At 32.5% G+C, this 21,347-nt stretch carries 20 protein-coding genes; 14 read left to right on the forward strand and 6 right to left on the reverse strand.

Annotated features, from left to right (window positions below):
- Positions 1–248: 248 nt before the first annotated feature.
- The 4 genes from VFM92_RS00800 to VFM92_RS00815 form a co-directional block, all read right to left on the reverse strand.
- Positions 249–1,025 (reverse strand): class I SAM-dependent methyltransferase, encoded by a 777-nt coding sequence (locus VFM92_RS00800; protein WP_325120289.1) that lies wholly within the window; start codon positions 1,023–1,025, stop codon positions 249–251.
- Positions 1,026–1,035: 10 nt separating this feature from the next.
- Positions 1,036–1,791, reverse strand: a complete 756-nt coding sequence (locus VFM92_RS00805) for a 2OG-Fe(II) oxygenase (protein WP_325120290.1) — start codon at positions 1,789–1,791, stop codon at positions 1,036–1,038.
- Positions 1,792–1,989: 198 nt separating this feature from the next.
- The gene (locus VFM92_RS00810; RefSeq protein ID WP_325120291.1) at positions 1,990–2,565 is read right to left on the reverse strand and encodes an isoprenylcysteine carboxylmethyltransferase family protein; all 576 of its coding nucleotides are present in this window, start codon (positions 2,563–2,565) and stop codon (positions 1,990–1,992) included.
- A complete protein-coding gene (locus VFM92_RS00815; RefSeq protein ID WP_325120292.1) occupies positions 2,562–3,161 on the reverse strand; it encodes a nitroreductase in 600 nt (199 codons plus the stop codon). The genes VFM92_RS00810 and VFM92_RS00815 overlap by 4 nt, the downstream gene beginning before the upstream one ends.
- A 76-nt stretch (positions 3,162–3,237) precedes the next feature.
- Between VFM92_RS00815 and VFM92_RS00820 the strand changes: the two genes are divergently transcribed.
- Positions 3,238–3,861: a ParA family protein gene (locus VFM92_RS00820; RefSeq protein ID WP_325120293.1), complete on the forward strand. Its 624-nt coding sequence runs from the start codon at positions 3,238–3,240 to the stop codon at positions 3,859–3,861.
- 9 nt (positions 3,862–3,870) lie between these two features.
- Complete coding sequence (locus VFM92_RS00825; protein WP_325120294.1) at positions 3,871–4,239, forward strand: hypothetical protein; 369 nt, start codon at positions 3,871–3,873, stop codon at positions 4,237–4,239.
- A 9-nt stretch (positions 4,240–4,248) separates the two neighbouring features.
- Here the strand turns inward: VFM92_RS00825 and VFM92_RS00830 are convergent, their stop codons facing one another.
- Entirely contained in the window at positions 4,249–4,800 is a 552-nt protein-coding gene (locus VFM92_RS00830; protein WP_325120295.1) for a ComF family protein, read from the reverse strand.
- A 211-nt stretch (positions 4,801–5,011) separates the two neighbouring features.
- Here VFM92_RS00830 and VFM92_RS00835 point away from each other — a divergent pair, with 211 nt between their 5' ends.
- The 11 genes from VFM92_RS00835 to VFM92_RS00885 all read left to right on the forward strand — a co-directional run bounded on the left by VFM92_RS00835 (position 5,012) and on the right by VFM92_RS00885 (position 17,893).
- Positions 5,012–5,362, forward strand: coding sequence for a carboxymuconolactone decarboxylase family protein (locus tag VFM92_RS00835; protein WP_325120296.1), 351 nt, complete (start codon positions 5,012–5,014; stop codon positions 5,360–5,362).
- Positions 5,355–5,714, forward strand: coding sequence for a hypothetical protein (locus tag VFM92_RS00840; RefSeq protein ID WP_325120297.1), 360 nt, complete (start codon positions 5,355–5,357; stop codon positions 5,712–5,714). Before VFM92_RS00835 ends, VFM92_RS00840 begins: the two co-directional genes overlap by 8 nt.
- Positions 5,715–5,731: 17 nt before the next feature.
- Positions 5,732–6,499, forward strand: coding sequence for an exodeoxyribonuclease III (gene xth, locus VFM92_RS00845; protein WP_325120298.1), 768 nt, complete (start codon positions 5,732–5,734; stop codon positions 6,497–6,499).
- 321 nt (positions 6,500–6,820) lie between these two features.
- Complete coding sequence (locus VFM92_RS00850; protein ID WP_325120299.1) at positions 6,821–9,901, forward strand: DUF4175 family protein; 3,081 nt, start codon at positions 6,821–6,823, stop codon at positions 9,899–9,901.
- Entirely contained in the window at positions 9,898–10,299 is a 402-nt protein-coding gene (locus VFM92_RS00855) for an ATP-binding protein (RefSeq protein ID WP_325120300.1), read from the forward strand. Before VFM92_RS00850 ends, VFM92_RS00855 begins: the two co-directional genes overlap by 4 nt.
- Complete coding sequence (gene ybeY, locus VFM92_RS00860; protein WP_325120301.1) at positions 10,299–10,727, forward strand: rRNA maturation RNase YbeY; 429 nt, start codon at positions 10,299–10,301, stop codon at positions 10,725–10,727. Before VFM92_RS00855 ends, ybeY begins: the two co-directional genes overlap by 1 nt.
- A 90-nt stretch (positions 10,728–10,817) precedes the next feature.
- Complete coding sequence (gene mnmG, locus VFM92_RS00865; RefSeq protein ID WP_325120302.1) at positions 10,818–12,683, forward strand: tRNA uridine-5-carboxymethylaminomethyl(34) synthesis enzyme MnmG; 1,866 nt, start codon at positions 10,818–10,820, stop codon at positions 12,681–12,683.
- A gap of 2 nt (positions 12,684–12,685) precedes the next feature.
- Positions 12,686–13,570, forward strand: coding sequence for a class I SAM-dependent methyltransferase (locus tag VFM92_RS00870; RefSeq protein WP_325120303.1), 885 nt, complete (start codon positions 12,686–12,688; stop codon positions 13,568–13,570).
- Positions 13,567–15,357 (forward strand): Ig-like domain-containing domain, encoded by a 1,791-nt coding sequence (locus tag VFM92_RS00875; protein ID WP_325120304.1) that lies wholly within the window; start codon positions 13,567–13,569, stop codon positions 15,355–15,357. The genes VFM92_RS00870 and VFM92_RS00875 overlap by 4 nt, the downstream gene beginning before the upstream one ends.
- Positions 15,358–15,712: 355 nt before the next feature.
- The gene (locus VFM92_RS00880) at positions 15,713–17,524 is read left to right on the forward strand and encodes a tetratricopeptide repeat protein (protein WP_325120305.1); all 1,812 of its coding nucleotides are present in this window, start codon (positions 15,713–15,715) and stop codon (positions 17,522–17,524) included.
- A 21-nt stretch (positions 17,525–17,545) separates the two neighbouring features.
- Positions 17,546–17,893 (forward strand): nuclear transport factor 2 family protein, encoded by a 348-nt coding sequence (locus tag VFM92_RS00885; RefSeq protein WP_325120306.1) that lies wholly within the window; start codon positions 17,546–17,548, stop codon positions 17,891–17,893.
- Between the two features lie 30 nt (positions 17,894–17,923).
- Here the strand turns inward: VFM92_RS00885 and VFM92_RS00890 are convergent, their stop codons facing one another.
- Entirely contained in the window at positions 17,924–19,552 is a 1,629-nt protein-coding gene (locus VFM92_RS00890; protein WP_325120307.1) for a carbon starvation protein A, read from the reverse strand.
- Positions 19,553–19,663: 111 nt separating this feature from the next.
- Between VFM92_RS00890 and guaB the strand changes: the two genes are divergently transcribed.
- A complete protein-coding gene (gene guaB / locus VFM92_RS00895; protein ID WP_325120308.1) occupies positions 19,664–21,136 on the forward strand; it encodes an IMP dehydrogenase in 1,473 nt (490 codons plus the stop codon).
- Positions 21,137–21,347: the final 211 nt, after the last annotated feature.

Here is a 21,347-nt window from a genome sequence, read left to right on the forward strand (position 1 = left end):
TTTTTTAATGGGTTTCATGCATCAATATTTGCAAGGTTTCTGTCAGGAAAATACGAAAACTTGCAAAAAAATCAAAGCTTTTTATTAATTAAATAATTGATAATCAATGTATTAATTAGTTTTTAAGGGTCGACTAATTAAGGTGAAAAGAAATAATTTACATTGAATGCCGAAAAAACAACCTTAGTTATTTTCTTATGTACTCTTTTCTTCTTGGTTAAGATCAAATACATTTGCCATTATAAAATTTACTTTTCTAAAGTGTAGAATAAATCTAGACTCTCTGCTGCATTTTCATTCACAAAATAATCCGCAACTGTGATAGATTTTACCAAAGCATTATCTGCCTGGTCTAATTTATTACGGTTTATTCTGTTCAAAAATTCATAAGGAATTCTCAATAAAGGTGCTGGAAGTCGGTATTGTAAATTGAGAATATCAAACCTAGTGATTTTCTTAACGGATTGACGATTTCTTTCATGATAATCCATCACCTTATCATTTCCTGCTATTCCATTAGCATCCACATTAGAAAAAATGTTTTTGCAAAGCGCCTCTAATTCAGGTGCAAAATATTCTCTCACATGCCATGGATTTCGCGTAAGCGTCATCTTTTTGTTTGGCGTAGAAATAATTGCTTTTCCTCCTGGCTTTAATACTCTATGAATTTCTTTCAGGAAGTTTTTATCATCCTTTATATGTTCAATCACTTGAAAAGAAACGACTCTATCAAAGCTATTATCTTCAATATCTGTCAGGGGGGGAATATGCATGGCTTTAAAATCAGCTTGTGGATATTTAGCCTGCAATTCATCCGTCAAACTTTTGTATTTATCTATGCCTGTATAATGCTCTGCTGAATTAACTAAAATTTCTAAGCCTCTTCCCGTTCCGCACCCAATTTCCAATAGATTCCCCTCAATATTAGGCTGTGCATAAACATATGCTGCCAAAAGTCTTTGATGAATCGGATTGTCTGAAGCAATAGAATCGGATGTAATTTCAGTGGTTGAGACTTTAGACATAATATTCTACTTAGCTAACTTTTAAGGCCTTTTTAATACTATCAAAAAATGAGGGTTGTTGTTTTTCTTCCTGATGTTCTGGAAAAATAGTATCATGAAATGCAATATCCTCTGTTTCTTTTTTAGTATAAAAAGTAGCAGAAAACATTTTTCTTTCCTCTTGATCAGGACACTCCAGTGGTTTGGTATAGCCATAGTAGGAAGTATCTTTCACTTCAAAAATTACTGCCCTATTAAATCTGCATGAAACGGCTTTTTTACATTTAGAAACACAATCATTCCACATTTCTAATGCACCATTCCATTCTGGCTTCCATCTTGGTGTTAAATAAAGTTGAAGGTTTAGCCTTCTCTGCACATCTTTTTCTGGATGAATATTAAAATCCACATGTACATCTTCGAAAGAGCCTTTCTTCCCTTTTTGAATACCCACGCCAAAACCATCATTGGTGATGAATGCGTTTTTAATCCCGGTTACCTTCTCAATAAACTCCAGAAATTGCGGTTTAGCTATTTCTTCTTTTAGAAGATTGAATAAGCGAGGGTATTCCTCAAACTTATCACCCTCTAGTTTATTTTCATGTTTATCCTTCTTTGGTTTATTGAAAAGCTCATCTTCAGGAAAGAAATTATGAAGTTTTTCTGCAACCTCCGTTGACAAAAAATCATCCAGGATAAGGTGATGAAAAGGTTTAGAAGAACCGAATTCTTCCTTGTACTGCTCGATTTGTTCTTGACTAAAGTGCTTACTTTGAATAAGTTCCATAAAGGAATTTGAAATTTCGTGGCGCAAATATACACTTCAAATGTAGTTTGCTAACATAAAAAGTAAAATATTTCCCTGCTATTTTTTGAATTTTTATCCCATCTTTCGATAAAACAGTTCATTAGCGGGTATTAATAAATTTATTAACCTTAAGTAAATTCAAAAAGTGCAGTTCTATTTAAAATTTTGGTTTGAAGCTTAAAACTTTAAAGTAGGTAAAATCATAGGAGTTTGCTTTTTATAGGCTGTGTATTCTTTACCAAAACGGGCTATTAGCCTTCTTTCCTCATAATGAATGCCAGTGAAGAGGTAAATAAGGATACATAAAGCATGTACTAAATTAGTGTAAGTAGGGCTAAAAATCACAAAGCCAAATACTCCTAAAATTAGTGCTGTGTATAAAGGATGTCGCATTCGAGCATAAACTCCGCTTGTAATCAAATTTTGATTTTGCTCCGTTTTGATACCCATAAATTCTGAAAAGCTGACTGGCCTAAAAGCTAATTTTGCCAATAAAAACCCAAATGTTGCGATTATTAAACCTATAGCTTTGCTTGATTGACCTTTTGGAAATAAATATTCTGGGGAAATAGTGCTTCCCATAAAGAAAATAAAAAGCACAGCAAATATTGAAATGATATTATAGAGCCTGCGATAATTCACAGGCTTTAAATTTATTTTATCTTTAATCAAGTTAGAAGCCAAAATTGAATGTGCAATTCCAAAAATAATCCACGCTACCACTATTGGTAAATATGCTAGATATTGATTCATCCTTTAACCCAATTTACTTTATCATGAATAGTGGTTCTTTTACCTTCAGGCCAGAATCCTTCTTTTGGCATTCCGACATATAAGAAGCCTAATAATTTATCTTCTTTTTCTAGACCTAATGCTTTTTTAGCTTCTTCCATATAGGTAATTCCCCCCGAGCCCCAATAACAACCTACACCATAAGCACAAGCCGTCAACTGCATGTTTTGAACGGCTGCAGCTACTGCTGCGATTTCTTCTTCCACAGGAATACTTTGTTTTACATCACGCTTCATCCCAATTGCAATGACATGAGACGCTGTTAAAGGTTTATTTCTTAAGTTTTCCATTTTGGCTTCATCGAAATTACCATTTGCAGTAGACGTTTTTTTATAAATATCAGATTGAAACTTACCTAATTGGTCTAAACCATTATCAGCAAAAACAATAAAACGCCAAGGTTCTGTATGTTTATGGTTTGGTGCCCAATTCGCGTTTTCCAACATTTGTTCAATAATCTTATCATCCACTTTTTTGCCAGTGTATTGAGCAGGATAAATAGATCTTCTGCTTCTGATTAATTGGTTAATTTCCTCGATATTAAAAGTTTTCTTCATATTCTTTTTTCAATTTTAACCTAGATTTGGAAAAAGGGTTACGGCTATGTATTTTTATTGATATTCATTTTCTTATATGACAAAAATAATATCTTTTATTTCAAGAAAAGGCGGCACGGGCAAAACTACCAGCGCTATTCATTTCGCAACCATGTTACACAGTCTAGGTCACTCTTTGGCCATGTTGGAAACGGACACCAATTATACGCTCAATACATTAAGAAAAATGGAACTGTACAAAACAGGAGCTAAAGAATCAGCTGTTTTTCCCATTCTAGCATCTGAAGACCATAAGGCGTTAAAAGATATTGAGCAATTAAAAAGCAAAAATCTCGATTTCATAATTGTAGATAGCGCTGGTAAAACTACAGATGAACATATTAAAAAGCTAAGTTTAAATAGCGATTTAGTAATAGTTCCAACCAGCCTCACACCGAATGATTTATTGGTAACTTACCAAACGGTGGAAGACATAAAGCCTGCTTTGGAAGAAAATAAAAACTTAAAAATCCTGGTTTTACCCAATAGGGTGCATTCTGCAACTAAAATTGGTACTGTAAAAGATGCACTCTCGGAATTGGATGCTGAAATCCTGGAGGTAAAAGTGCCAGCAAAAAATATTTTTGCTAATTTCAGCACCATATTAGCGGAAAAAGAATTTTTACCCATAACAAAAGCTATCCTTTCACATCTTAAATAATTGATGACAATGGCCAAGAAAAAAGATACGTTAAAAGACCTAAATGAATTTATGAAAAGTCAATCAACTGAAAGTAGAGATGAAAAGGAAGATTATTTATCAAAAAAACCAACTCAATTGGCTGATGTTGAAGCCTTAAAAGTTGAAATTCAAAAGTTAGATAATTTGCCAGAAGGTACCTTAAATGAAGAAGAAATTGCGAACTTCATTTTGAAAGTCTCCCAAAGTCATAACTTAAGCTCAAGACAAGTTCTTTACAGAGTTTGTGAAAAAGTTTTAGAAAAGCAAAAAGATAAAGAAGGTTCTGATATAATTTTAGAAAACCTTATTGTGTTTCTGCAACACCAAGATTTAATAATTGAAAAAATGAAATCCTGATGATTACGTTCAATTTCTTGTAGCGGCAATCGTAGCAATAGATATTGCTGCTCCAGCTTTTTGAAGAGGTTGAGCACAAGCTTGCAAAGTTGCACCAGTAGTAATAACATCATCTACTAATAGTATTCTTTTATTTTGTAAATTTTGACGAGGGTCTTTTAAGTGAAATGTTGAATCAACATTTTCAAATCTTTCAATTCTATGCTTTCTTGTTTGGCTTCTTTTATGAACAGACTTTTCTAGAAGAGGCAGAAAGGGCATTTTAAGTCTTAAGCTCATGCCTTCAGCAATTTTATGACTTTGGTTATATCCTCTCTTTCTTTGCTTTTTATAATGAATTGGTACCGTAGTTATCAAATCCCATTCATTTGAAAAATTATCTGACAATTGTTCACCATAAATTTCACCCAACAAAAGCCCAACCGCTTCGTTTCCCTCATATTTCAATTGGTGTAAAAGATGTTGAATAACAGTATCTTTCTGAAACCAAGCATAAGCCATGGCATATTTTAAATTAGGAATTTCAAAAAACCTTCTGTGAAGCTGATTGGGCTGGTCCAAATGAAGATTTGTGATATTTAAATTAGAAAGACAATGGCTGCATACTAAGGTTTCGGACTTGGATAACGTTAAATTACAGGTATTGCAATAGTTTGGAAAAAATAATGACAGAAAATCTGATACTATTAGGGTAAAGTTTTGGTTTCGTAAGTTCACAACGGCTAACTTTGCAGGTTAATTTAGATTTCAAAATTCTTAGTGATTTTAATTTATGAATAAAGTAGAAGAATTCAACGAATATCGCGCAAAAATGAACGATAAAATCGTGGGGAGTAATAACAAAATCCTTAAGCGAATATTCAATCTAGACACTAATGCCTTCGCAGAAGGTAGTATAGATAAAAAAACCAAAGAAATGATTGGGCTTTCATCATCAATGGTTTTACGATGTGATGATTGCGTACGCTATCACTTAGGAAAATGCTATGAAATGGGTGTTTCTGAAGAACAAGTTTTTGAAGTGTTTTCCATTGCCAATCTTATTGGTGGTACGATAGTAATTCCCCATTTAAGAAGAGCTGTAGAGTATTGGGAATACTTGAAAGAAAACGAGAATGATTAAAAAAGACCTTGACCTTGAAAGAAAATGGCAGGCGCTACGATTAGCCTTGAAAGAGTCCGTTGGTAGAAAACCAAAAGATTTAAATGCTATTATTTTCTTAATAGGGGTTCAAGAGTTAGGTAAAGGGCCACACACTTTCAGTAAAGAAGAAAAGCAAGATTTAATGCATATTGCGATTTGCAAAGTATTAAGTCTTTCTGGTTTTTATGAACTGGAAGGAACTGATGAAAATGGGTGGCCTCATTGGAAGGAAATTAAAAAACTTCCTCATTTTGACTTATTAGAACAAGAAAAATTGCTTAAAATGCATGTAATTGAGTATTTTGAGCAAGAAATCGGTTTGGAATTTTAATTTGGTAGAATCAACGTATGAAAATTATTTCTTACAATGTAAACGGTATTAGGGCTGCAGAAAAAAAAGGCTTAAGCAATTGGCTTCAAGCAGAACAGCCTGATGTTTTTTGTTTGCAAGAACTGAAAGCGAATAAAGACCAAATTGACACTTCTATATTTGAAGATCTAGGATATCACGTTTATTGGCATTCTGCAGAAAAAAAAGGATATAGCGGAGTTGGTATTTTTACTAAAATAAAACCTAAACATGTTGAAATAGGCTGTGGAATGCCCCAATATGATAGAGAAGGGCGTGTTATACGGGCTGACTTTAAAGATTTCTCTATAATTTGTACTTATATGCCAAGTGGTTCAAGTGGTGATCCTCGTCAAGATTTCAAAATGGAATGGCTGGCTTATTTCAGAAAATATATTCAAGAATTAAAAAAGGACATTCCCAACCTTTTAATATGCGGTGATTATAATATTTGTCACCAGGCTATAGATATTCATGATCCTGTTCGTAATAAAAATAGTTCTGGCTTTTTACCGGAAGAGCGTGAATGGATGACAGAATTTTTAAATGATGGTTTTATCGATAGTTTCAGACACTTAAATAAAGATGCTGACCAATATAGTTGGTGGAGTTATCGTTCAGCTGCCAGAGAACGAAATAAAGGCTGGAGAATAGATTACCACATGCTTTCTGAAAGCCTGCTGGATAAATTACAAACTGCAGATATTTTACAAGACGTAAAGCATTCTGACCATTGCCCAGTTAAAATCGAATTGGATGTATCATAGAAATGGTAAAATATTGGAAATCATTGTCTTAAAATTACCGTTACTAATTTGGTGAAGGAAAATAGCAACATAGCGGCAATTTTAAAAAAGCTTCAAGCTTATAAACGGAAATACTATTTGAATAAAATAGTCAAGGGCACTATTTTGACTTTATCCTTTACGCTATTTATATTATTAATTACCAGTTGGTTAGAATATAATTTACAGCTGAATAGCTCTGGAAGAACAGTCATATTTTTAATTTCTACACTTAGTTTAGTTTATTTTATCGTTAATTTCCTGTTCATCCCTATCTATTATTTACTCCAAAATGGAAAACATTTGAGTGACAAGGAAGCTGCAAAGCAAATAGGTAAATATTTTCCTGAAATTAGCGACAATTTACTGAATATCATACAGTTAAATGAATTAAGCAGCAGTGATAATAGTTTAGTGACCGCTAGTATAAATCAGAAATATGAGAAGGTTTCACTACTAAACTTTAGAGAAAGTATAAATATTAAAAGTTCTAACGCAGCTTACTTACCCTATGTATTAATTCCTACCATTATATTTTCTTTAATTCTGATGTTCTCACCTAATATGATTACTGAAGGTAGCTATAGAATCATAAAATTTAATGAGGAGTTTATTCCTAAAGCACCATTTACATTTAATATTGAAAATGAAGAATTAAAAGGATTCACAGGAGAAAACTTTACCTTGACCGCAAGCCTGACAGGAAATCAATTACCTAATGAACTTTACATTAAAAAAGATGGAATTAAACAAAAATTTGAAAAACTATCTAATAATAAATATCAATTTATACTTAAAAATATTGAAAGCGATCTAAACTTTCAGCTAGAAGCAGCTGGATTCAATTCTGGAAATTATTCATTGAAAGTGTTTGAAAAACCAAGAATTCAGGATATGAACATAACGCTTAATTATCCTGATTACATTGGCACTTCAACAGAAAGAATCAATAACTCTGGTAATCTAATAATACCAGAAGGTACTCAAGCAACTTGGTTAATAAAAAGTAACACAAGCGATAAAATATTATTCGAACAAGAAAATGATAGTCTTGAATTTGAAAAAAGCAATAACAATACTTTTAATTTAAATAAAATATTAACAAAAAGTTCATCATATCAATTAAACTTATTTAATATTGATGCTAGTTATAAACAATCTATTGACTATTCAATAGAAGTAATCAAAGATAAGTATCCTGAAATTAATCTAGAACCAATTAATGATAGTACATATTTCAAGCAAATAGCAATTGCCGGAGAAATAAGTGACGATTATGGTTTTTCTCAGCTAAAACTTAATTACAAGAAAGTTAAGAATGGTGTAATAGTTAAAACCGGTACTCTTCCTATTTCTTTTGAAACAAAAGCGTTAAATCAAAATTATTTCAAAGTATGGGAGATAGACTCACTATTAGAATCTGAAACTAGCTTGGAGTACTTTGTTTCTGTTGCAGATAATGATGAAATAAATGGAAATAAATATTCCAAAAGCGCCACTTATACTTTTAAATTACCCAGTGAAGATTTAATAGATGAAGAAATAAGCAAAAACAGCAAAAACACTGAAAATCAGATAGATAAAAACATAAAATCTACTTTAAATACCAATCAAAAGCTACAAGAATTAGAAGAAATTCTAAAAACAAAAAGAAGACTTAATTGGGAAGATAAAAAACTACTTGAAGAAATTTTTCAAGAACGTCAGAATAGAAGAAATCAACTAGAAGAAATTAAAAAACAATTAGAAAAGAATCAAGCCAAAAGAGAACGCTTTGATAAACAAGACCCACAAACTAAGGAAAAATCTGAGCAACTTGAAAGCCTAATGGAAGAGATGCTTCAAGACGACAATGAAGAATTGATGGAAAAAATCAAATCTCTGCTCGAAGAAGAAAATCAATCAGATGAATTCAGAGAATCCGTTGAAGACCTAAAAAAGCAAGAAAAAAATAAGCTAAAGGAAATGGAACGGCTTATGGAGCTTTTTAAAAGGATGGAAATTGAATATGATTTGAAGCAAGTAGGCGAAAAATTAAAGGGTCTGGAAAAAGCACAAGAAAAAATAGCTGAAAAGAATAAGGAAAATGGAAAGCAAGATAGCACTGAATTCGAAACAAAAGAAGAACAAGAAAAAGCATTAGAGGAACAAAAGAAAATCAATAAAGAATTTAAAGAAGTACAGGAAGAATTAAGAGAAATTGAGGAAAGAAATCAATCTTTGAATCAACCAAATTCATTACAAGACACCAAAGAACAAGAGAGTGAAATAGCACTAAGCCAGCAAAACAGTATCCAAGAGATTAAGAAAAATGACAAAAATGGTGCTAGTCAACAACAAAAAAAGTCCTCAAAAGAATTGAAAAAGTTGTCAGAAATGCTTACATCAATGCAAATGAACATGGAAATGGAAATGTTGCAGGAAAATATTGATGACTTAAGAGACATAGTAGATAATCTTCTTAAGCTCTCTTTCAGACAAGAGGAGTTAATGCAAAACTTTAGAAGTGTAAACCCAAGTGACCCTCGATTTATTTCATTGTCCGAAAAACAATTAGCAATGCAAGATGATGCAAAAATAGTAGAAGATAGTCTAAGCTCACTGGCAGAGCGTGTATTTCAGCTAAAGAATTTTATCAATGAGGAACTAGATCAAATGAACCAATCCATGGAATCTAGTGTAAAGGCATTGAGAGAAAGAGATAATGACAAAGCAATTGGAGAACAACAGTTTGCCATGACTTCCATGAACAATCTTGCCTTAATGCTAGATGATGTTCTTGAACAAATGCAGATGCAAATGCAATCATCTATGGGAATGGGTCAACAATCTAAAGGTAATGAACAAACCCCTAGTCTTTCTCAAATGCAGAAGTCTATCAATCAGCAAACAAAAGAATTAAGTGAAGGTCAAAAACAAGGTCGACAGTTTTCCGAAAAACTAGGAGAATTAGCTAATGAACAAGCTAAACTTCGAAAAATGCTAGAGGAGCTAGAAAAGCAGATGAATAAAAGTGGTGGGGATGAAGGAAAAGAAAATGGTGGAAATTCCGGTAGCATAGCAGAAGAAATGGAAAAGATTGAAGAAGATCTCGTTAATAAAAGGATAGACCGTCAGTTGATTGAAAGACAACAAAAAATAGTAACGCGGCTACTAGAGTCAGAAAAAGCTCAAGAAGAACAAGAAGAAAACGAAAGAAAAGCAGAAACAGCAACAGAATACGAAAGAAAAAGAATACCTAATGCCTTTGAAGAATATATAAAGGAAAAACAAAAAGAAATTGAGCAGCTTAGAAATGTACCGCCTAATTTTACTCCATATTATAAAAAGGAAATCAATCAATATTACAATCGATTAAAATCTAAAGAAAACCTAATACGATGAGCGAAATCAGTATAAGTATTCCATCTCTTAGCGAGAACATCAGAATCGTTGAGAGCTTTATTGACAATGCAAAAGAGAAGTTTGACTTAAATGATGACATTTATGGCAACATTATGATTGCCGTCACTGAATCAGTAAATAATGCTATACTTCACGGAAACGATAGCAATAAAGATAAAAATGTATTTCTTTCGCTAAATATGGAAGAAAACACCATAGTCTTTAATATAACAGATGAAGGGCAGGGTTTTGATTACAACTCTCTTCCAGACCCTACTGCTCCAGAAAATATTGACAAACCCGGAGGAAGAGGAATATTCTTGATGAAAGCATTAAGCGATGAGCTAATATTTGAAGAGGAAGGGAAAAAAGTAAAATTAAGTTTTTATATCAGTTGATGGAAAACATCCATTTTTTCAAAGAAGACTGTGTCTTTGATTTACGCAAATTAAGAAGGCATAAAGATTGGCTTTATAAACTTTCCATGTCTTATGGGTATAACATAGTTCAATTAAATTATATTTTTTGTTCAGATGAATACTTACACGAAATAAATAAGCAATACTTAAATCATGATACTTATACGGATATTATCACGTTTGACCTGAGAGAAAAAGCACTAGCTGATAAACTTATAGAATCGGATATTTTCATTAGTATCGACAGGGTTCTTGAAAACTCAATTAATTTGAACGTAGAGTTCGCTCATGAATTATCAAGAGTATTAGCTCATGGATTACTTCATTTAGTAGGGCATAATGATAAAACAGAAGCTCAACAAAAAGAAATGCGATTAGCCGAAGAAAAAGCAATTGCGGTTTTATAAATATCAAAGTGTTTCACGTGGAACACTTTGGTAAAACTAATTATTCATAATCAATGTTCCACGTGGAACACATTAGATAATATTACAAATATGTTTCAAGATTACGATTTAATTGTAGTAGGAGGTGGGCATGCAGGATGCGAAGCGGCTGCAGCTGCAGCAAATATGGGATCAAAAGTCTTACTGGCTACAATGAATATGAATACAATTGCACAAATGTCATGCAATCCAGCAATTGGAGGCGTAGCTAAAGGACAAATAGTGCGAGAAATAGATGCATTAGGAGGCTATTCGGGAATTATTGCAGATAAATCAATGATTCAATTTAGAATGCTTAATAAGTCTAAAGGGCCTGCAATGTGGAGCCCACGGTCACAAAATGACAGAATGCGATTTGCAGAAGAATGGCGGCTGCAACTAGAAAGAATTCCTAATCTTGATTTTTGGCAAGAAATGGTCGCTGGATTGATTGTTGAAAACAATAAAGTTGTTGGGATTCAAACAAGTATGGGACTCAAAATCAAATCAAAAGCTGTTGTTTTGACAAACGGTACATTTTTAAATGGTTTAATTCACATAGGCGAAAAGCAATTTGGTGGTGGGCGCTCAGCAGAAAGAGCATCGAAGGGCATTACAGAACAATTAGAATCGATGGGGTTTGAATCTGGAAGAATGAAAACAGGAACCCCTCCGAGAGTTGACGGAAGAACAATCGATTACAGCAAAATAGAGGAGCAAAAGGGAGATGAAAACCCTGAAAAATTTTCATTTTCTAAGGAAACAAAAAAATTAGAAATTCAAAGAAGCTGTCATATTACATATACTAATCCACTTGTTCACGAAATATTAGAAGTGGGTTTTGATAGGTCTCCAATGTTTAATGGAAGAATACAGGGCTTAGGGCCCAGATATTGTCCGTCAATTGAAGATAAAATAAATCGATTTGCAGAAAGAAACAGACATCAAATTTTTGTTGAGCCAGAAGGTTGGGATACAGTAGAAGTTTATGTTAATGGATTCTCCACTTCTTTACCAGAAGATATACAACACAAAGCAATTAGAGAAATTGAGGGTTTTAAGAATATTAAAATGTTTAGACCTGGATATGCTATAGAATATGATTTCTTTCCACCAACACAACTAAAAACAACATTAGAAACCAAACTTATAGATAACCTTTATTTTGCTGGTCAAATCAACGGGACTACAGGCTATGAGGAAGCAGCTTGTCAAGGACTAATGGCAGGTATAAATGCACATTTGAAAATCAACGATAAAGAACCATTTACCTTGAGTAGATCGGAAGCATATATTGGCGTTCTAATAGATGACTTAATAAATAAAGGCACCGAAGAACCATATAGAATGTTTACCTCCAGAGCCGAACATAGAATATTACTAAGACAAGATAATGCAGATGTTCGGCTAACACCACTAGGACATAAAATTGGATTAGCATCAGATGAAAGAATGAAGAATGCAGAAGCTAAACAATCACATATTGATGATTTTATAGAAAACCTTAAGGCTCATAAAATTAAACCTAGCACAGTTAACGATAATTTATCTAAAGTCAATTCAACTCCTATCAAAGAAAAAACAAATGCCTATAGTATCTTAAAAAGGCCAGAAATCAGTTTTACAGAATTAAAACAGATTGAAAATGAATTGAACGATTTAATAAGTGGATATACACAGGAGGTCATTGAAGCATCAGAAATCCATATTAAATATGAAAGTTATATTGAAAAGGAAAATCAAATGATAGAGAAAATGAAAAATCTAGAAGACCTAAAAATTAAAGACTCCTTAGATTTCAATCAAATACCAGCCTTATCATCTGAAGCTAAAGAAAAGCTAAGGAAAGTAAAACCTCAAACCTTAGGTCAAGCATCAAGAATTAGCGGAGTAACTCCAGCAGATATTTCAATACTAATGGTATATTTAGGTAGATAGATATGTACGAAAAGCTAAGCGAATGCCCAATTTGTAGTGCATCCAACTTAAGAAATCACAAAGTAGTGAAGGATCACTCCGTAAGTGGTGAAAGCTTTAATATTATGATCTGTGATAATTGTAATTTTCAATTTACAAATCCGAGACCAAATGAACACGAAATTGGAAAATATTATCAGTCTGACGACTATATCTCCCATTCGGATAAAGCTAATACTCCTATAAACTTCATATATAAAATAGCCAGAAAATATGCACTGTCAAGCAAGAAAAAAATAATCAACAAAATAAATAAAGGAAAAAAAGGAAGGTTATTAGATTATGGATGCGGCACAGGATATTTTCTAGAAACTATGGATCATAATGGTTGGAAAGCATACGGAATCGAACCAAATGAAATTGCAAGGAAAAATGCCAATCCCAAGCTCAACATCCAAGCAGACTTAGAAGAGTTAAAATTGAAAAATAAAAAATTTGATATTATAACATTATGGCATGTTCTGGAACATATACATCATATAAATGATACCATAAAATTACTAAAGTCAGTTCTAAAAGAAAAAGGAAAAATAGTTATAGCAGTCCCAAATATCGAAAGTTACGACCAAACTATTTTCCAAGACAAATGGGCGGCTTATGATGTACCCAGACACCTATACCATTTCAGCCAAGAAACAATGAAGACGCTTATGCTGAAACATGGATTAAATACTAAGAGTGTCCATCCAATGAAATTAGATGCATATTATATCAGTCTCTTAAGCAATAAATATAAATTTCAGACTAATAAATTTATTAAATCTATTATAACTGGTTATAAATCAAACACTTACGCAAATAATAATCATAATAATTATTCAAGTCTTATTTATATTATTAAAAAATGATTAAGAAATTACAAGCAATCATAGTTATTCTAATTATATACTCTTGCGCAACTGTACAAGCGCCAACAGGTGGTGAGCGTGACGAAAAAGCTCCTATCCTATATGAATCAAACCCCGAGGATCAATCAACTAATTTCAATAAACAAGAGCTAACATTATACTTCAATGAATGGATGAAGTTAGACCAAATACAAAAAGAACTAATCATAACACCTAGAGTAGAAATCGAATATGAGGCAACCTTAAAAAAACAAGAACTATTAATTGAATTAAAAGAGCCATTAAAGGATTCTACAACTTACACATTCAACTTTAGGAAAGCCTTATCAGATATAACAGAAGGTAATTTATGGGAAAATCCAAAAATTGCGTTTAGTACAGGACCATTTCTTGATTCATTAGCTGTAATTGGAACGATATATGACTTAATGGAGAATAAAGTGGTCCCAAACTACTTAGTAGGATTATATTCCGCAAAAGTCGATACAGCAAATCTAAGACAAGGAAAACCAATCTATTTTACCACAACTAATGAAAATGGTGAATTTAATATGCAGAATATAAAGGCCGGAGACTACCGACTTTATGCATTTGATGATAAAAATGATAATCTAATTAATGATTCAAGAATTGAACCATTCGGATTTCATGATAGCATTATAAAATTAAATGATTCAATCAGTCCTATTGCGATTAATACGTACAAAAGAAATGAAGATACACTCACATTAAAAAAATATTCACCAGTAGGAAAAGATTTTGTAATTCAGTATAATAAAGGCATTCAATACTACAAAATCATAAATCCTAAAAGCCCCAAAGAATATATATATGGAAACAATATAGATGAATCAGCAAGTCTTAAAATATTCAAAGAAAATTTTCCAAATCAAAATACAGAAACAGATTCTATAAAACTTATAGTTGATGTTACAGATTCGATTGGAACAACATTAAAAGATACTATCTATTTCCAAACGCGCGATAGTCGCATCACAAATGATACCATAAAAATTGAAAAAGAACCTAAAAAAGTAATTGATTATGGCTTACAAACTTTTACGGTTGGTTTATCAAAACCAGTCAAACAAATTAATCCAGACTCCATACAAATAAGAATAGATTCCACAATTGTTTATAATATAGACCAAAATAACATCAATTATAATTTCAATAGAAAGCTAATAACCTTAACTATTGACTTAAATAAAGAAAAACTTAATGCGTTTAACGATAGTCTATATCAGGTAAGACAACAACAGAAATTAGATAGTATAGAAAATAATACAGATACTATACAAAATAAAAATATTACAAAAAGTCAATCGGAAAAGGAAACCACTGAAAGACCCACTCTTCGAAATATAAATCTCTACTTTGGAAAATCCGCATTCATAGGAATAGAAAATGATTCTACCTCAAAAAAAGAAATAAAACTTACTTTCCGTGAACCAGAAGACTATGGAATTATACAAGGAAAAGTTATTGGAGCTGACTTCCCATTTGTAATTGAATTATTAAATAAAGAATATGAAGTAGTAGACACGATAGCAAATAAAACAGAATTTGAATTCAATTATATCCTCCCTGGAGACTATAGCCTGAGATTATTAAAAGATCTCAATAACAATCAAAGATGGGATGCAGGTAATCCTCTTTTATTGAAGAAGTCAGAAGAATATATCTATCATAACGAGGTAATTCCATTAAAACCAAATTGGATTCAAATCGATAAAAACTTTAATCTTAATGTGGATAATGAAGTGGATAATGATGAGGATAAGTAAATCTTATAAACACCTTTACACATCAATTTCATAAAAATATAAAAATCATAAAGATATAGATGATAACTTACCAAAAGTCAATTTTATCTACGAACTAATCCACAACGAAAAAAAAGTAAAAATAAATATCAAAGTTGTAAACAAAATTAAACTTTAATGTTAATTAATTAACAATCAATAAATTAAAAGTGAATAACATAGATATTTAAATTAAAAAACAGTTGAAAGAATATAATCTAAATGAATAATAAAGGTTTATCCACATATCAACAGCCTTAATAATTTATAATACTTTATTAATAACTAAATAATATAATATTATGTGTGTGGAAAAGAGTATTAAAAAGCTATCCTTATGAAATACATCATTTATATATTAATTGTATTTTCACAATTCCGAGTTGCAGCTCAAGGTCAAAACGATATTGAATTGGCTAATGCATATTACAACGAAGGGAATTATGATAAAGCAATTACACTTTATCGGGATTTGGCCGAGAAACCTCAAAATATCTCTTTTATCCACAATAATTATTTAGAGATACTAAATACTAAACAGCTTACTAAAGAGGCTGAGAAATATTTAAAAACTATTAATAAAAATTATCCTGGCAATATCAGCTATCAGGTTGATTTAGTAGATTTATACATCAATATAAATGATAGCGCAAAAGCAGAAAAAGAATATTTACAAATTGAGGGCGAGGTATTAGAAAATTTAGGAAAATTGCGGGCAGCAGCCCAATACTTTATCAATAAACAGCACCGAGATTATGCCGAACAATTATATTTATCTGCCCGTGAGCTTATAAGAGATCCAAATGCTTTTGCAATTCAATTAGCAACTTTATACCGCTATACCAATCAAAAGGATAAAATGGTTAATGAATATCTAATCTACGCCAAGGAAAGAGATGGTAACTTGAGATATGTGAAAAATATGCTTCAATTATCTTTAACTGAGGAAGAAGAACTGGAATCATTTGTGGAGAAGATAATGGAGAAATTACAAAATGAAGCAGAAAAGGATATGTATTCTGATTTACTGATTTGGGCACATCTTCAATTAGAAAATTTCTATGCTGCTTTTATTCAGGCAAGGGCTATCGACAAACGGAACAATCTTCAAGGAGAAAATAGTTTAGAGATCGGTCAATTAGCTTTCCAAAATAAAGATTATGAAATAGCAGAAACTATTTTTGCCTATGTAGCGAATAATTATCCTAATTCAAGAAACTACATTACTGCTAAAGAATTGATGATTAAAACCCAGGAACTTCAAATTAAAAATCAGTTTCCGATTGACACCACAGCCATCAGAACGCTTACTAAATCGTACGAAAATTTGATTGATAAAATTGGTTTATCCCAGTATACTTTAGAAGCATATCGACAAAAAGCGCTTTTGCATGCACTCTACCTCGATGAAACTGAGATAGCAATTGAAATGTTGAAAACAATAATAAATTATCAGAATGCTAAAAATAACATTAAGGCCAAAGCCAAAATAGATTTGGCAGATATTTATATTCTTACAGAAAAACCATGGGAATCTTTACTTTTATATTATCAAGTAGAGAAAAGTCATAAAAATGAAAATCTTGGAGAAGAGGCTAAGTTAAAGAACGCAAAACTATCTTTCTATAAAGGGGATTTTGAACTCGCACAGGAACACTTGGATGTATTAAAAAACGCAACAAGGCGAGAAATTGCTAATAATGCGATGGATTTGAGTATATTGATTAAAAATAATACTATTTTAGATAGTACGCAAAAGGCGCTTCGCGCCTATGCTGAAGTAGATTTATTACTTTTTCAGAATAAATATGGAGAGGCTCAGAAGAAACTCGACAACCTAATTAAGGAATATGAAGAACATCCAATTCTTGATGAATTGTTATGGTTAAAGGCTAGAAGAAATAAAGAAATAGGAGATTATCAAAAGGCAATTGAACGTCTTCGACAAATTGTTTTTGACCTTCCTTACGATATATTAACAGATGATGCTCTTTTTGAAATGGCTATTATTTATGAAGAATTGATAGGAGATACAGAAAAAGCCCAAGAATATTATCAACTACTATTAACGGATTATCCAGGAAGTATTTTCGTAGCAGAAGCTAGAAAGCGATTTAGAAATTTACGTGGAGATTTTATTACTCAATAAATTTGTGTTTTTACATTCCAAATGCAAAAAACTAATAAAAATATAGCAAGGGATTTTTTAGAATTAATTGGTAAAGGTAAAATAGAAGAAGCGTTTAAAAATTATTTGGCAAATGATTTCAAACATCACAACCCTTTTTTCAAGGGTGATTCGAATTCTCTTAAACTTGCCATGAATGAAGATGCTTTGAATAATCCACAAAAAGAACTTAATATTTTACGTGTTTTAGCAGATGGAGAGTTTGTTGTCGTTCATTCTCAAGTAAAGCAAAACCCATCAGATTATGGATTCGTCTTCGTTCATATTCTTAAATTTAAAGATCGAAAAATTGTTGAATTATGGGATCTTGGACAAGAAGTTCCCCAATAAATAATCAATGAAAATGGAATGCTTTAATTTTTAATCTCTTAAAGCTTCTTTTTCTTTCTTCAAACATTTTTTTGCTAATACTAGCAGTATAATAGCCAAGACAAATAATAATCCTGCAATAATAGAAATGCTGTATATACCTTTTTCAAAATTTTGATATGCCAAGGCAAATAGTGAGCTAAGCGTAACGACAAACATGAAGAACATAGGGATTATTAAAAAACTAGCTTTTTTTCCCGATTTTATCATCCATACCGCAATAGCTAATAATGCCAAGGCAGCCAATAATTGATTTGCAGAACCGAAAATTGGCCAGAGCGTAGTGAATTCGCCAGAAAATAAAAAAACGGAGGATAAAACAACGACAATAGAAGTGGATAAAAATCTGTTTTGACTAATCTTTTGTGTGGATTGGTTTTCTATATCTTCAAAAAATTCCTGAAAGGTAAATCTCGCCAGTCGAGTGCAGGTATCTAAAGTCGTTAATGCAAAAGCTGAAATAGTTAATGCCACAAAGTTAACGGCCAGTTCTTCATTAATTCCTAAAGATGAAATTATATAACCCATTCCATCGGCAAACATATTTACTGGTCCATCTGAAGCTAAATAAATTACGTAATCATTTCGGCTAATTACCATTACTGCACAAACCGAAATAATGGCTAAAAAAGACTCAATTAACATTCCGCCATAGCCCACTACTTTTGCATCACTTTCTTTATCTAGTTGTTTTGATGTCGTACCGGAAGCTACCAGAGAATGAAATCCGCTAATGGCACCGCAAGCAACTGTTATAAAAAGTACAGGAAATAAATAACCGATATCTTCACTTTTGAAAACAATATCATTATCCATTTTAACTTCTGGATCGGCAACTACTACCCCTACAATTGCCAATACAATTAAACCATACAATAAAAAACTGCTTAAATAATCCCTAGGCTGCAATAAGAAAGACATGGGCGTAACCGAAGCTAAAAAAGCATATGCTAACAAAAGTCCCACCCATAAAATATAATTTAATTCAAAAGGAATATTGTTTCCCAGAATAACAAAATAATACATCAAAAAGACCCCAATGATAGAAAGCCACGCAAAAACGGATTTATTATGGGCAATTTTTCTGTTTAAAAAACCAAAAACTATGGCTAATAAAATAAACAAAAAAGAAGTGGATGCTACTCCTGGATTTTTCACAAAAGTTTTGGCTATGATATCAGCGAAAACAGCAATGATGAGAATTAAAGTCGAAAAACTAAAAATCAGGAAAAGCCTTTTTCCGCTTCTTCCGATATATTGATGAATTATTACCCCTATGGATTTACCTTTATGTCGTAATGAAGCCACCATACTTCCCACATCATGGACAGCTCCTATAAAAATACCACCTACTAAAATCCAGATTACGGCAGGAATCCAACCAAAAGTAACGGCTATTATTGGACCAACAATTGGCCCTGCGCCTGCAATAGACGCAAAATGATGTCCTAAAACGACTAATTTATTGGATGGAATATAATCCAAACCATCTTCTTGCGTATGGGCAGGAGTAATTTTAGCATTGTTAATATCAAATTTCTTGCTTATAAATCGACCATAAGTAAAATAGGCTATAATTAAAATCACAGCCGATAAGAGCAAGAGAATTGGTAAACTCATATAGATAAAATTTATAATGTTTTAACAAAATAATATTAGCAACAAATTTCCGATAATGAAAGTATGTTCGTACTTTTGCCCTGCAAATAATCACTGCTAATTATTTGCATTATGAGCTTAGACACATCCAAATTCCTTTATGAAGCTTTAACATACGATGACGTATTATTGCTTCCTGGATATTCAGAGATTTTACCGAGAGAAACGAACACTTCTACAAGATTAACAAGAAACATTACGCTTAATATTCCATTGGTTTCCGCTGCTATGGATACAGTTACGGAGCATCATTTAGCTATTGCTATTGCATTGGAAGGTGGTCTTGGATTTATACATAAAAACATGACCATCGAACAACAAGCGATGGAGGTTAGAAAAGTAAAGCGTTCTCAAAGTGGGATGATCTTGGATCCCATCACCTTGCACATTGAAAGTACGGTAGGGGATGCATTAAAAATCATGCGTGAAAATAAAATCGGAGGAATTCCGGTAGTAGATTCCAATAAGAAATTATTGGGGATTGTAACCAATCGTGATTTACGATTTCAAAAGGATAATAAAGTATCGGTTGAAAAAGTAATGACTAGTGGAAATTTAATTACAGCCGAAGAAGGAATTAATTTAGAAGGGGCTGAGGAAGTCTTACAAGAGCATAAAATCGAGAAATTGCCGATTATTAATAAGTCGGGGATTTTGATGGGATTGATTACTTATAAAGATATATTAAAGAAAAGAGATAAACCGAATGCCTGTAAAGATGAATTTGGAAGGCTGAGGGTAGGCGCGGCTGTTGGAGTGACACCTGATATAGAAGAACGAATTGATGCCCTGGTGAAGGCTGGAGTGGACGTGGTGACCATTGATACCGCCCATGGTCATAGCAAAGGAGTAATTGATACTGCAGCTCGAATCAAAAAGGCTTATCCCAACTTAGAAATGATAGTTGGAAATATTGCTACACCAGAGGCAGCCCTTGCTTTGGTGAAAGCTGGAGCAGATGCTGTGAAAGTTGGCGTTGGTCCTGGTAGTATCTGTACTACAAGAATTGTTGCTGGAGTTGGAGCCCCACAATTATCCGCTGTTTATGAAACCTATAAAGCGATAAAGGATACAGGAGTGCCCATTATTGCAGATGGCGGAATTCGTTTTTCCGGGGACATAGTAAAAGCTTTAGCTGGTGGTGCAGATAGCGTTATGATAGGCTCACTTTTAGCTGGAACAGAAGAAGCACCAGGCGAAATGATTTTATTTGAAGGAAGAAAATTTAAATCTTACCGAGGAATGGGTTCAGTCGAGGCCATGAACGTAGGGAGTAAGGACCGTTACTTCCAAGATGCAGAGGACGATATCAAAAAATTAGTTCCAGAAGGTATTTCAGGAAGAGTTCCTTTTAAAGGATTGGTTTCAGAAGTATTGCATCAAATGATAGGCGGACTGAAAGCTGGTATGGGATACTGTGGAGCTGGAAACCTAGAGCAATTGAAAGAAGCTAAATTCGTAAAGATTACTGCAGCAGGAGTGGCAGAAAGTCATCCACATGATGTGCATATTACTAGAGAAGCACCAAATTATAGCAGAAAGTAGAAAATAGATTAAATAGCGTTGGGAAACTGACGCTATTTTTTTGGATAGTTTTAAAGTAAGAGGCATTTTGCTTAGATTGCTGAAAAGATGTAATGCGTATAAAGTAACCTTTGTTACTTTATACAATTGTTGAACTAAACCGTTTCTTTGAGGAAACGGTAAAATGAGGTATGATTAAATTGTAATGGTAAACAAAATTTTTACCATTATG

Origin of the sequence: Marivirga sp. (assembly GCF_035704835.1) — a bacterium.
Lineage (GTDB): Bacteria > Bacteroidota > Bacteroidia > Cytophagales > Cyclobacteriaceae > Marivirga.